Origin of the sequence: Allochromatium warmingii (assembly GCF_900107145.1) — a bacterium.
Classification (GTDB): Bacteria; Pseudomonadota; Gammaproteobacteria; order Chromatiales; family Chromatiaceae; genus Thermochromatium; species Thermochromatium warmingii.
On sequence record NZ_FNOW01000060.1, the window covers coordinates 1 to 12,956 of the forward strand.

12 protein-coding genes are annotated in these 12,956 nt (G+C 57.3%); 3 read left to right on the forward strand and 9 right to left on the reverse strand.

From position 1 onward, the window contains the following. Together BLW10_RS12850 and BLW10_RS12855 are read right to left on the reverse strand one after the other, a co-directional pair. The coding region (locus tag BLW10_RS12850) for an ATP-binding protein (protein WP_281241140.1) at nucleotides 1–1,354 on the reverse strand (1,354 nt) is incomplete at its 3' end. A gap of 6 nt (nucleotides 1,355–1,360) precedes the next feature. Next, nucleotides 1,361–1,825, reverse strand: coding sequence for a peroxiredoxin (locus BLW10_RS12855; RefSeq protein ID WP_091335311.1), 465 nt, complete (start codon nucleotides 1,823–1,825; stop codon nucleotides 1,361–1,363). 244 nt (nucleotides 1,826–2,069) lie between these two features. Between BLW10_RS12855 and BLW10_RS12860 the strand changes: the two genes are divergently transcribed. After that, on the forward strand, nucleotides 2,070–2,699 hold the full coding sequence (locus BLW10_RS12860; protein ID WP_091335313.1) for a c-type cytochrome: 630 nt from the start codon (nucleotides 2,070–2,072) through the stop codon (nucleotides 2,697–2,699). Nucleotides 2,700–2,806: 107 nt separating this feature from the next. On the opposite strand, the gene ispC is transcribed toward BLW10_RS12860, so the two are convergent. The 7 genes from ispC to rpsB form a co-directional block, all read right to left on the reverse strand. Further along, the gene (ispC, locus tag BLW10_RS12865; protein ID WP_091335292.1) at nucleotides 2,807–3,991 is read right to left on the reverse strand and encodes a 1-deoxy-D-xylulose-5-phosphate reductoisomerase; all 1,185 of its coding nucleotides are present in this window, start codon (nucleotides 3,989–3,991) and stop codon (nucleotides 2,807–2,809) included. A 285-nt stretch (nucleotides 3,992–4,276) separates the two neighbouring features. Beyond that, nucleotides 4,277–5,227, reverse strand: a complete 951-nt coding sequence (locus BLW10_RS12870) for a phosphatidate cytidylyltransferase (protein ID WP_245709400.1) — start codon at nucleotides 5,225–5,227, stop codon at nucleotides 4,277–4,279. Further along, entirely contained in the window at nucleotides 5,136–5,855 is a 720-nt protein-coding gene (gene uppS, locus BLW10_RS12875) for a polyprenyl diphosphate synthase (protein ID WP_245709401.1), read from the reverse strand. Before uppS ends, BLW10_RS12870 begins: the two co-directional genes overlap by 92 nt. A 131-nt stretch (nucleotides 5,856–5,986) precedes the next feature. Then, the gene (frr, locus tag BLW10_RS12880; protein WP_091335298.1) at nucleotides 5,987–6,544 is read right to left on the reverse strand and encodes a ribosome recycling factor; all 558 of its coding nucleotides are present in this window, start codon (nucleotides 6,542–6,544) and stop codon (nucleotides 5,987–5,989) included. 10 nt (nucleotides 6,545–6,554) lie between these two features. Beyond that, the gene (gene pyrH, locus BLW10_RS12885; protein WP_091335300.1) at nucleotides 6,555–7,277 is read right to left on the reverse strand and encodes a UMP kinase; all 723 of its coding nucleotides are present in this window, start codon (nucleotides 7,275–7,277) and stop codon (nucleotides 6,555–6,557) included. A 75-nt stretch (nucleotides 7,278–7,352) separates the two neighbouring features. Then, nucleotides 7,353–8,237, reverse strand: a complete 885-nt coding sequence (gene tsf / locus BLW10_RS12890; RefSeq protein ID WP_091335303.1) for a translation elongation factor Ts — start codon at nucleotides 8,235–8,237, stop codon at nucleotides 7,353–7,355. Between the two features lie 151 nt (nucleotides 8,238–8,388). After that, nucleotides 8,389–9,111 carry a 30S ribosomal protein S2 gene (gene rpsB / locus BLW10_RS12895; protein WP_177169070.1) on the reverse strand — a complete coding sequence of 241 codons (723 nt, stop codon included), beginning with the start codon at nucleotides 9,109–9,111 and terminating at the stop codon, nucleotides 8,389–8,391. Nucleotides 9,112–9,463: 352 nt separating this feature from the next. Here rpsB and map point away from each other — a divergent pair, with 352 nt between their 5' ends. Both map and glnD read left to right on the forward strand, forming a co-directional pair. Beyond that, nucleotides 9,464–10,267: a type I methionyl aminopeptidase gene (gene map, locus BLW10_RS12900; RefSeq protein WP_091335307.1), complete on the forward strand. Its 804-nt coding sequence runs from the start codon at nucleotides 9,464–9,466 to the stop codon at nucleotides 10,265–10,267. Then, nucleotides 10,264–12,927, forward strand: a complete 2,664-nt coding sequence (gene glnD / locus BLW10_RS12905) for a [protein-PII] uridylyltransferase (RefSeq protein ID WP_091335309.1) — start codon at nucleotides 10,264–10,266, stop codon at nucleotides 12,925–12,927. Before map ends, glnD begins: the two co-directional genes overlap by 4 nt. Nucleotides 12,928–12,956: the final 29 nt, after the last annotated feature.

The window sequence follows — 12,956 nt, forward strand, 5'->3', positions numbered from 1 at the left end:
TATTATCAATCAATGCGCGTAAATCGCGTCCAGCTTCGTGAATGACTTGAGCTTGACGGCGTTGAGTTGGTGTTAATCCGGTGCCCTCAGCGCCGAGCATTTTTGATAGCAGTAAAATTGAATTAAGTGGGGTGCGCAATTCATGGCTAACATTGGCTAAAAATTGCGATTTATAGCGGTTCGATTGTTCAAGCTCGCGGGTGTGGGCGCGGGCGGCGTGGAGATGTTCGGCGTGAGTTGCAGCCAATTCGGTGAGCTGTTCGCCGAGTTCGCGCAATTCACGCGGCCCCGTCCAACTAAAACGCAGCGGCTGACCGTCGCTAAGAATGCGTTGAATCCCGCCGAGTAATTCGTGACCAAATCGCTCCACCCGCGCTGCGATCCAGCGGGCCAGCACCATCACGACCAGCACCAGTACGGCGATGATGCTTAAAACGCGGACGATCAATTCATTGCGGAACGCATCCAGTGGCGACGGATCGACGACGCGCCCGACCCACAGTGGAAAGCCGTCCTCGGTTAAAAACAGCGGCACCCAGAGCAGTTGTCGTCCGTTATCGCCTTTCCACAGTGCGAGCTTGCCTTCGGCGAAGATCGCGGCCAGCCCGGGAAAGGTGGAGAAGGCGTCCGGTTGACCGCTGGCGGGTTGCCCGGGGCGCAGATAGCTGCCGTCGTGATTGACCCAGAGCGTGTCGCGGTAGAACTGCGCCAGTCCGCCGACGTCAATGGTGAGCACGACCACGCCCGGAACGCTCGCGCCCGGCTCGCCGCCGAGTTGACTGACTAGATTGAGCGTCATCAGTTGGCGCGGCTCTTCGCCGCTGCTGTCGGCATCGACACGAATGCGACTGACCATCACCGCCCCGCCCTGACTCGCCAGCCCAGCTTCGATAAAACGGCGGTCAGGCCGTTGCGGGGGCTGGGCGCTCGGCGTCCACGCTTGGGTATTGGCGTCGCGCACCAGCCAAAAACGTTCCTGACCCTGTGGATCGACAAAGAGAATTTGGATCACATCGTGTTGCTCGGCGAGAATCTGATTGATCCATGCCGTATAGCGGGTGCGGGCAGTGTCGATCTCGGCGGCGGTTCCCTGAGTGCCGAGAATCGTCGCCGGTTCGGGGAGTTTGGCTAAAAACCGGATCAATTCGTGACGGCTGGCGAGATGTTGATCGAGATCGCGGAAATCGGCGCGGAGATTTTGCAAATAGGCCCGCTGATAAAAGAGCGCGGTGCGATCCAGCACCAGTGGCAAGTTAATCAATGCCGCCAAGATCAACGGCATCAAGCCGAAGATCAGCAGCAACAGCAGAATATAAGCACGCAGCTTCAAACCAGGCGTGCGTAGCGCCGCCATCAGCGGTTAGAGCGCCTGCACCAGTTCGAGCACCTGTGCGGCATGACCTTTGGGCTTGACATCATAGAGTGCGTGGCGAATGACGCCGGCGCGATCAATGATGAAAGTCGAGCGCAGAATGCCGAGACGTTTTGCGCCGTGCGCTTCTTTTTCGCGCCACACATCATAGGCTTCGCAGACTTCGCCATCGCTGTCGGCGAGGAGCTGAATGGAGAGACCGTGTTTATCGCGAAATGCGCCATGACTGGCACAACTGTCGCGGCTAATACCGAGAATAGCGGTTGAATGGGCCTCGAATTGCGGATGCAGATCGGTAAATTCGAGTGCTTCGAGTGTGCAACCGGGCGTATCGTCCTTTGGATAAAAATACAGGACCACCGCCCCACGCTCGCAGCAGGCGGCCAGGCTCACCGGTTCGAGGTCAGCATTGGGCAGGGCGAAATCGGGTGCGGGATCGCCGGGTTGCAGCATGGGTGGCTCCATCGAACAGGGTTGCGCAAAGGCTTGAAATGTAGGCAGATGCGGGCAAGGCGTCAACTGCTGCTGTCATGGAATATTGCTGATTCGTGACAAGATTTGTTCACATCGGTTTGACCGCACCGGCAAGCGTCTGCTATACATTGCCGGATTTTTTCCCCACCCCAACACCCACAGGTCGCTTGTTGCTGGCTAACAACGGCCGCGAACACGATAACACTAAGGCACTCCCATGCTCATGAAAAAGACTTGGCTGACAATGGTTTCAGTGGCGGCGGTTTTGGCAAGCGGTTTCGCGCAGGCCGCTGACGAACTCCAACCGGGCGATCCAGCGCGGGGCGAGACGAAGGCCAACACCATCTGCATGGCGTGCCACGGCCCGCAAGGGAATAGCGTCGTGGCGCTGTGGCCTAAGCTCGCCGGCCAGCATCCGGAATACATCATGAAACAATTGATGGATTTTAAAGCAGGCAATCGCTACAACGTCCAGATGACGCCGATGGCCATGCCGCTGACCGAACAGGAAGTGCTGGATGTCGCGGCGTATTTTTCGACCCAAAACCAGAGCGGCGGGGCTGCCGATCCGGAATTAGCCAAGCTCGGTGAGTCGCTGTATCGGGCAGGTAATCCGGCGAGCGGTGTTCCGGCGTGTAGCGCCTGTCACGGCCCAGCGGGGATGGGGCAAGGGCTGTCGAAGTTCCCGCGTCTCTCCGGCCAACATGCCGATTATGTCAAGCAGACGCTGGAATACTTCCGCAAGAGCGAGCGGGCTAATGATCCCAATGGCATGATGCGCGGCGTTGCCGCTCGCATGACCGATCAAGAAATCGCCGCCGTGTCGCAATATATTCAGGGCTTGTCGCAATAAGAATTGAGCGATTTTTCTAGCTTTTTGTCACGAAGCTCCAGCTTCGTGACCTTTAATTGAAGTGACGAAGCTGACGCTTCGTCACCGGAAAACACACCCCTGCCAATTCACCCTCGCGCCACCACCAACCGCTCCGCCTGCTCCCGCGCTCGTTGATCGACAGCGAGCAAAAATTCCAGCCCCTGACCAGCGACCGACTCACAGGGCAGCGCCTCCAGCGTTCCGGCGACCACTGCGGCAATGCTAGGAAAATCAATGCGTTGTTCCAAAAATGCTGCAACCGCGATCTCATTAGCTGCATTAAGCACCGCCGGAGCCGTACCGCCAGCGTGTGCGGCTTCAAACGCTAATCGTAAACACGGGAAACGCGCAAAATCCGGCGCTTGAAAATCCAGCCGCGCCACACTGAATAAATCCAATGGCGTGACACCGGAATCAATTCGCTCCGGCCAGCCCATCGCGTGCGCAATCGGCGTGCGCATATCAGGATTACCAAGCTGGGCTAATACCGAACCATCTTCATATTGCACCAGCGAATGAATCACGCTTTGCGGATGCACAACGACCTGAATATGATCCGTGTCCGTGCCGAATAGCCAACAGGCTTCGATGACTTCGAGGCCTTTATTCATCATGGTCGCCGAATCAACGGAAATCTTCCGCCCCATCTCCCAAGTTGGATGGGCGCAGGCTTGCTCCGGCGTGACCGAAGACAGCCGCTCCAGCGGCCAATCACGAAACGGCCCGCCCGAAGCAGTCAGCAAAATCCGGCGCACGCCAACCCGTGCCAGCCCGTCGCTAAAATGCGGCGGCAGACATTGAAAGATCGCGTTGTGTTCGCTGTCGATGGGCAGCAGTTCCGCGCCGCTGTCGGCGACGGCTTGCATCAACAAGGCTCCGGCGACAACCAGCGATTCTTTATTGGCCAGCAGCACACGCTTACCGGCCTGCGCCGCCGCGAGCGTCGGCCGCAACCCAGCCGCGCCGACAATCGCCGCCATCACATAGCTGACTTCGGGCAGGGCCGCGACCTGTTCCAGCCCTTCGATACCCGTGAGGATCTCAGGGCGCTCAGGCAAATCGGCGAGCAGCGCACGCAGCCGCTGCGCCGCCGCCGGATCGACCATCACCGCATACTGTGGGCGATGCTGACGGCATTGTTCGGCTAAACGCTCGGCATCCGTGTTCGCTGTCAGCGCCACAGCCCGAAAACGCTCAGGATGACGCGCCAGCACATCGAGCGTACTGACGCCAATGGAGCCGGTCGCTCCGAGTACGGTTACGCCAATCACAGTGTCATCACTGCTCCATTTAACTTGAGCAAACGTGCTCAATGGATTTATCTGCACTTGGTTGACGCAGCGAACCGCCCAACTCAAGCCCTTGACGCTCAGTGGCGCCGGATTCTCTCAATCGATCAAGCTCTCCAGAGGGTTCATCCCCGTGCGGTAAAGCGCCAAACCGAAGCCTAGCCACTTGCAATGTCCTCTATCAGCTCGTCGTTCAACCACTGTTAGCGGTCTTAAGTAATGCTCATCCTGAGCATCTGTCAATCTGTCAATACGTTTAAGCAAAAATCAGCGATCAGTTAGCAGCTCCAATGGAAATCCAGTCACAGCCCAGGTCAAACCCAGGGCATACAGCGGGGCGGCGGCGGTCAGGCTGTCGATACGGTCGAGTAGCCCACCGTGACCGGGCAACAGTTGGCTCGAATCCTTGAGGTGACGCCGACGCTTGAGCAAGCTCTCGTAGAGATCGCCGACGATAGAAAGCATGGCCACCAGCACGCCCAGCACCAGCATAGCGACACTGTGCAGCGGACTGAGATCCAGCCAGAACGCGATGCTTGCACTCACCAGCGCCGCGCCAGTGAGCGCACCATAGACGCCGGCCCAGGTTTTGCCCGGACTTAAGTGCGGCGCGAGTTTGGTGCGACCCCAGCGCCGTCCACTGAAATAGGCGGCAGAATCAGCGGTTGCAATCAGCAGCAGCAGCGCCAGCACCAGCCCCGGGCCGTGTGGTGTGAGCTGATGGACACTGAGCACAGCCGTCCAGGTCGCGCTGAGAATTAACAGACCGACGAGCAACAAATGCGGCTGCGGTGTCGGGTTGATCGGAATCGCTTGAATCCGCCACAGTCGCCAACTTTGCAGCAGCCACCACAGCAAGCTCATCACCAGCAGCAGCGGCCACAGCTGGGCCGCATAGCGCCAGAGACCCAGCAGCACAGCGGCCATCAGCAATAAATACCCACCGCGTACCAGCGGCGCATTGATCCCCGCTAAACCGCACCATTCCCACGCGGCAATGAGCACGAATGCGCCCAAAAACAGCGCCAGCGCCGCAGTCGGTAGCAGCCACACCGCACCCAGCACCAGTGCCGCTAACCACAGTGCCGTCCAGATGCGACGGTGTAAGGTGCTCTTGGCCATCGCGTTATCTGCCATGTGGGTGCGCACCAGCGGCGCACGTCTGTTCAAGCTGCTCGCCAGTGCGCCCAAACCGCCGTTGACGGTGCGCATAATCATCGAGCGCCGCGCCATAAGCCAGCGCGTCAAAATCCGGCCAGAGCACATCGGAAAAATACAGTTCAGAATAGGCCGCTTGCCAGAGCACGAAATTACTCAACCGCTGCTCACCGCCGGTACGAATCAATAAATCCGGTTCTGGCAAATCAGGAAAGGATAATTCGGTGCTCAATCGCTGCTCGTCGATTTGATTTGGATTGAGCTGACCCGATTGCACCGCGACCGCTAAGCGCCGCGCTGCTTGGACAATATCCCAGCGCCCGCCGTAATTAGCCGCGACCTGTAAGTTTAATTGGGTATTGGCAGCGGTTAGGGCTTCAGCTTCAGCAATCCGGCGTTGCAGTTTTTCAGAAAAGGCACCGCGCTCGCCAATAATCCGCAAGGCTACGCCGTTTTCATTCAGCCGCCGCACTTCACTGCGCAAGGTCGCCATGAATAATTCCATGAGAATCGTGACCTCAGCACGCGGGCGGCACCAATTCTCGCTGCTAAAAGCAAAGAGCGTCAGCGTTGTGACCCCGCGTCGGCGACTTTCCTCGACCACGGCGCGAACGCTTTTTACCCCTTCACGATGCCCCGCCGTGCGCGGCAATCCACGCTGTTTCGCCCAGCGGCCGTTACCATCCATGATGATGGCGACATGCCGAGGCACACGCGGATCGGGCGCAGAGGCGATTACAGCATCGGCAGCAGTATCCACAGTCATTCGGCTGAGGTCAGATGACCGGCGGGGCGGGTGGCGATAAATCTGCGCGACAGTTAAATCGACATCAGATCCTGTTCTTTTTCGGCCAGTACCGCATCGACTTCTTTCACGTACTGATCGGTGAGCTTTTGCACGATCTCTTGACCGCGCCGCTCGTCGTCTTCGGAGATGTCTTTCTCTTTGACTAAATCTTTTAGGGTCTGATTCGCGTCGCGGCGAATATTGCGCACAGCGACCCGCGCTTGCTCGGCTTCATTGCGTGCGACCTTAATCAGATCGCGGCGGCGCTCTTCGGTCAGCGGCGGCATCGGCACGCGAATCGCCGTGCCCGCTGTATTCGGATTCAGCCCGAGATCCGATTGCATGATCGCCTTCTCAATCGCCTGCACCATGTTCCGTTCCCAGGGCGTGACCAGTAGGGTGCGGGCATCTTCGGCGTTGATATTGGCGACCTGACGAATCGGCATCTCTGAGCCGTAGTAGGAGACCATAATATGGTCGAGCAACGCGGGATGAGCGCGACCAGTGCGAATCTTGGCTAGTTCGTGGGTGAGCGCCTCGACGCTTTTGGCCATGCGCTCGGCGGCGTCTTGCTTGATATCGTCGATCATAATGATTTTTTCAGTGTTCGCTTACGACCAGTGATCCAACATCCGCGCCGCGCAATAAACGCGGTAGGGCATCGGGTTCGTTGATATTCATCACCCGCACGGGCATGGCGTGATCTCGGCACAGCACAATAGCGGTCGCGTCCATCACGCCAAGACCTTCGCGCAAGGCTTGATCATAGCTGAGACGCGGATAAAAGATCGCGTTCGGGTCGGTGAGTGGATCGGCAGAATAGACGCCATCGACTTTGGTGGCCTTAATCAGCAGTTCCGCGCCAATTTCAATAGCACGCAGACTGGCGGCGGAATCCGTCGTAAAAAACGGATTGCCGGTGCCGGCTGCGAAAATCACCGCCCGTCCCTGCTCCAACTCTTGCACCGCCCGGCGGCGGCTGTAGTCCACGCATACCTGACCGATGGGCAATGCCGAGAGCACCGAGGTCGGCACGCCCAGCCGTTCGAGCGTGTCCTGCATCGCCAGCGCATTCATCACGGTCGCTAACATGCCGATCTGATCGCCGGTGACGCGATTCATGCCCCGCGCCGCCAATCCCGCACCGCGAAAGATATTGCCGCCGCCGATCACCAGCGCGACCTGAACGCCCGTAGCCATCAGGTCACGGACATCGCCCGCGAGCCGTTCGAGCACCTCAGGGTCGATGCCGTGGTCACCTGCGCCCATCAGCGCCTCGCCACTGAGTTTGAGCAGGATGCGTCGATACGCCGGAGCGGTCATGGCAAGCCTCGTGGTGATCTGAGCGGATGGGCAAATGCGCGAGCGGCGCGGGTCGGTTCAGGCTGGCGGGCGTATTTAGTTACCGCGTACCTGCGCCATCACTTCTTCAGCGAAGTTTTCGACTTTTTTCTCGATGCCTTCGCCGACTTCGAGGCGCGTAAAGTTGCGCACCTCAGCGCCAGCCTGCTTGAGCAGTTGCGCGACCGTTTGATCGGGATTTTTCACGAACGGCTGACCGAGCAGCGTGACTTCTTCGAGGAACTTGCGCACCCGACCTTCGATCATCTTTTCGACAATCGCTTCGGGCTTGCCGCTGTCGAGCGCCTGTGCTTTGAAAATCTCGCGCTCTTTGTCCAGCGTCGCGGCGGGCACCTGCTCGGCGCTGAGGCACATTGGATTGCTGGCAGCGATGTGCATGGCAATATCGCGTCCGAGGGTTTCATCACCGCCGACCAGCTCGACAACAACCCCGATGCGCACGCCGTGACGATAGCTGTAGAGCTGACCGGCAGTGTTGTCAAACCGCTGCAAGCGGCGCACCTGAATATTCTCACCGATCTTGGCAATCAGTGCTTCGCGGGCGGCATCGACCGTGTTGCCATCAGCCAGCGTCTGTGTCGCCAGTGCGGTGACATCTGCCACGCCGCTGGCCAGGGCTGTCGCGGTCACGGCGTTGGCAAACTCCAAGAAATTGGAGTCTTTCGCCACAAAATCGGTCTCGCAGTTGATCTCGACCATCACGCCGTTGACGCCATCGGCGGCGGTCTGAATCATAATCACGCCCTCGGCGGCGGTGCGCCCGGACTTTTTGGCGGCCTTCGCTTGCCCCGATTTGCGCATCGCCTCAATGGCGGCCTCGATGTCGCCAGCGGCTTCAACGAGCGCGGCTTTGCATTCCATCATGCCAGCGCCGGTGCGCTCGCGCAGTTCCTTGACCAGTGCGGCTGAAATCGTCGCCATGACTCAAAAACCTCGTTGACCTGTGGTAGGTCGGCTGGAAATTCAGATACAACAGCACCGCCAACCAGGGGCGGTGCCGCCATGAATACGGATGGGTGGGGCGTCGGTCGTGTGCGCTGAACTGACCGACACCCGCGACCGCTGTTTTTACTTAGGCGTCAGCTTCGGTCTGAATCTGACCGGCACCACGTCCGGCCATCGCCGCGGCGGTGCTCCGGCCATCGAGAATGGCATCGGCGGCACCAGCGATATAGAGCCGCACGGCGCGAATCGCGTCATCATTGCCGGGGATGACGTAATCGACATTACTCGGATCGTTATTGGTATCGACCACGCCGATCACCGGAATGCCGAGTTTGTTGGCTTCGGTCACGGCGATCTTTTCGTGACCGACATCAATCACAAACATCGCATCCGGCAGACCATCCATGTTCTTGATGCCGCCGAGACTCAGTTCGAGTTTGTCACGCTCACGCGACAGGCCGAGGGCTTCTTTCTTGTTGAAGCGTTCAATCGAGCCGCTCTCAAACATCGCTTCCAGATCTTTCAGCCGCTTGACCGACTGACGGATGGTTTTGAAGTTGGTGAGCATGCCACCGAGCCAGCGATGATTGACGAACGGCTGACCGCAGCGTTCGGCTTCTTCGCGGATGCCATCGCGGGCAGCACGCTTGGTACCGACAAAAAGAATTTTGCCGCCATTGGCTGCCAGCGTGCCCATGAAATTCACGGCATCCTGATACAGCGGCAGGGTTTTTTCGAGATTGACGATATGAATTTTATTGCGCTGCCCGAAAATATAAGCCCCCATCTTGGGGTTCCAATAGCGGGTCTGGTGGCCGAAATGAACGCCGGCCTCCAGCATTTGGCGCATGGTGACAGTACTCACGATCTGAAATTTCCTAAAAGCTAAGGTGATTGGGTTAGGCCTCCACGCACCCCAGACGACCACCCGATTTGCGCACAGCGTGCAAGCACTCGGGCACCCAGTGATCTGTGACGGCGCGTGTGTGGACGGATCGGTTTAGCGTAGCGGCTAAACCTGGCCGAAGGGCCAAATAACAGCGGGCCTGTTGGCGTCGGCCCGCGAGCGGCATCGTCGAATCGTGCTCAGTTGCTGACAGCGACCGGCGATCAATTGCGACAGCGCGTCGCGTTTTATACCATAGCCGGTTACACAGGGGCAAATGCCCGAATGTTTTTAGAGCCGAAGTGCGATCAATACCGTGGATGCTGCTAACCGTAAGTCAACTGTGCGGATCAAGACCCCCGAGGCCATTGAGAAAATGCGCCTTGCCTGCCGTCTTGCCGCCGACGTGCTCGATATGATCGAGCCGTATGTTCAACCCGGCGTGACTACCGAGGAACTCGACCGGATTTGTCACGATTACATCGTTAATCATCAAGCGGCGATTCCCGCGCCGCTGGACTATCGCGGCTTTCCGAAGTCAATCTGTACCTCGGTCAATCATCAGGTCTGCCACGGCATTCCGAGCAATAAACGGCTCAAAAAAGGCGATATCGTCAATATTGACATCACCGTGATTAAAAACGGTTATCACGGCGACACCAGCCGCATGTTTTTTGTTGGTGAACCCTCGGTGCTGGCACGGCGCTTAGTCACCGTGACGCAACAGGCGATGATGCTCGGGATTGCCGTTGTCAAACCGGATGCCTCACTCGGCGACATCGGCCATGCGATTCAACGTTTCGTCGAGACACAGGGCTATTCTGTGGTGCGCGAATACTGCGGCCACGGCATCGGCGAGGCGTTTCACGAAGATCCGCAAGTGCTCCACTACGGCAATCCGGGCGAAGGGCTGCGGCTCAAACCCGGCATGTGTTTTACGATTGAACCGATGGTCAATGCCGGCAAACGCTCGATCAAAGTCTTGCCAGACGGCTGGACGGTCGTAACCAAAGATCGCAGTCTCTCCGCCCAATGGGAGCACACGATTCTCGTCACCGACTCCGGCCATGAAATCCTCACCTTACGCGCCGCCGAGCGCGAGGCAGTCAACGCCAGATGACCCACGGTGCTTCGCTGCTTGCCGCCACCGCACCCTTTGATGCGACCCTTTCGCCCTCGGATTCGCTGCGCTTTTTTAAAGATCGACTGCGCAACGGCAAAGAAGCGCTGTATCAACACGCCGACGCCGGCGTGCCGGTCACGCGCTTGGTCTGGGAACTGAGCGAACTCATCGACGCCGTATTGCGCGATATTTGGACGCTCCATCTGGGCGACGCGCCAGATGCGGCGCTGGTTGCCGTCGGCGGCTACGGACGACGCGAGCTGCATCCCGGATCGGATATCGACATCTTGATCTTGATTGCCGCCGAACCCGGCCCGCCGCTTCTGGACGCCGTTGAGCGGCTGATGACGCTGCTGTGGGATACCAAGCTCGATGTCGGTCACAGCGTGCGCACGGTTGCCGATTGTGTCCGCGAGGCGCAAGCCAATGTCACGGTGATGACCAATCTGCTCGAAGCCCGCTGGCTGACCGGCTCACAGACGCTGTTTCAACAGATGCGGGCGGCCACCGCCCCCGATCAACTCTGGGATAGTGCGCAATTTTTTCTCGCCAAAACGCACGAACAACGCGCCCGCTGGCTGAAATACGGCGATACCGCCTATAACCTTGAGCCGAATATCAAAGAAAACCCCGGCGGCCTGCGTGATATTCAAATGATCGGCTGGGTCGCCAAGCGCCATTTTGATGCTGAAACCCTGCATGAATTAGTCGATCATGGCTTTTTGACTGAATCGGAATATCAAACCTTAATCGCAGGTCAAACCCATTTATGGCGCATTCGCTTTGCGCTGCATCGCTTAACCGGACGCCATGAAGATCGACTGTTATTTGATTATCAGCGCACGCTGGCTTATCAATTCGGCTTTAGCGATGGCGAGAATAATCTTGCGGTTGAGCAATTCATGCAGCAATATTATCGCACCGTGCAAGAACTCAATCAGCTCAATGAAATGCTGTTGCAGTTATTTGGCGAAGCGATCCGCCAACCGGATGAAATTGGCCCACCAACTCCGATTAACAAACGCTTTCAAGCCTGTTGTGGCTATCTCGAAGTCACCTCAGCGCATGTTTTTCAGCGCACGCCGATTGCTTTGCTCGAAGTCTTTCATATTCTGCAAACGCATCCCGAACTCGAAGGGGTACGCGCCAGCACCATTCGCTTAATCCGCGAAAATCGCCACCGCATTGATGATGCGTTTCGGGCTGATTTACGCGCCCGCAGTTTGTTTATGGAAATTCTGCGCGAACCCCAGGGATTAACCCACGCCATGCGCCGCATGAGCCGCTATGGTGTGTTATCGGCTTATATTCCAGCATTTGCCAATATCGTCGGACGGATGCAATATGATTTATTGCATGTCTATACCGTCGATGAGCATACCTTAACGCTGTTGCGTAATCTGCGCCGCTTTATCATTCCAAAACATGATGAAGAATTTCCGCTCTGTAGCGCAGTGGCGCGGCGTATTCCGAAGCTGGAATTACTCTATCTCGCCGGACTCTTTCATGATATTGCCAAAGGACGCGGCGGCGATCATTCCGTATTAGGCGCACGCGATGCGTGGAATTTCTGCCAGCTTCACGACTTAAGCGCCTTTGATAGTCGGCTGGTGTCTTGGCTTGTCGAACAACATCTTGTAATGTCGATGACAGCACAGCGCAAAGATATTAGCGACCCCGAAGTGATTCAGGCATTCGCCGCACTGATTGGCGATCCAACGCGGCTGGATTATCTCTATTTGCTCACCGTTGCTGATGCGCGGGCGACTAATCCCGGGCGCTGGAATAGCTGGCTGGATGCGTTATTGCGCGAACTCTATTATGCCACTCGGCGGGCGCTGGTGCGTGGCTTGGATAATTCGCAAGCGCAAGATGAATTGATTGTTCAGAAACAAGCCGAGGGTTTGCGGTTATTAGCGCGGCATGGCATGGAAGCCGATGTCTGTCAGGCACTCTGGCAACGCTTTAATCGCGATTTCTTTTTGTACAATTCACCGGATGAAATTGCCTGGCAAACGCGCTGTATTTTAGAAACCCAATTGGACGCTTTACCGCTGATTGAAATTCGCCCGATTACGGCGCGTGGTGGCAGTGAGATTTTTATTTACGCACAGGATGCGGATCGGCTCTTTGCACGGACAACCGCCACGCTCGATCAAATGGGGCTGAATATTATGGATGCGCGAGTGATGACGACCAGTGATGGCTTGGTGGTCAATAGTTATCAGGCGTTAGATTTAGATGGTGCGCTGCTTGCGGATCCAGAACGTATTGCTGAAATCCGTGAGCAATTAATTGCGCGTTTAACGGGGCCGGTGCGTGAAAATCTGCGAGTGACGCGCACGCCATCGCGGCAACATCGACATTTTTCGATTGAAACGCGGGTGTGTTTTGCGGCCGATGAACCAAATCGCCGTACCATTATGCGTTTAACAACACTGGATCGTCCGGGATTATTAGCCGAGGTCGGTGCAGTCTTTGAGCAATGCGGGATTCGGTTACAGAATGCCAAAATTGCGACCGTTGGCGCTGAAGTCGATGATGTGTTTTTTATTACCACAACCGAGGATACGCCGATTACATGCGAGCAGGCATTAGCCTGTTTGCGGCGCGAGATTTATGCGCGGTTGGAGGAACAGCGTTCGGTGGTGGGGTAATTGTTGCTGATGGATTTTCTTTAACAAAT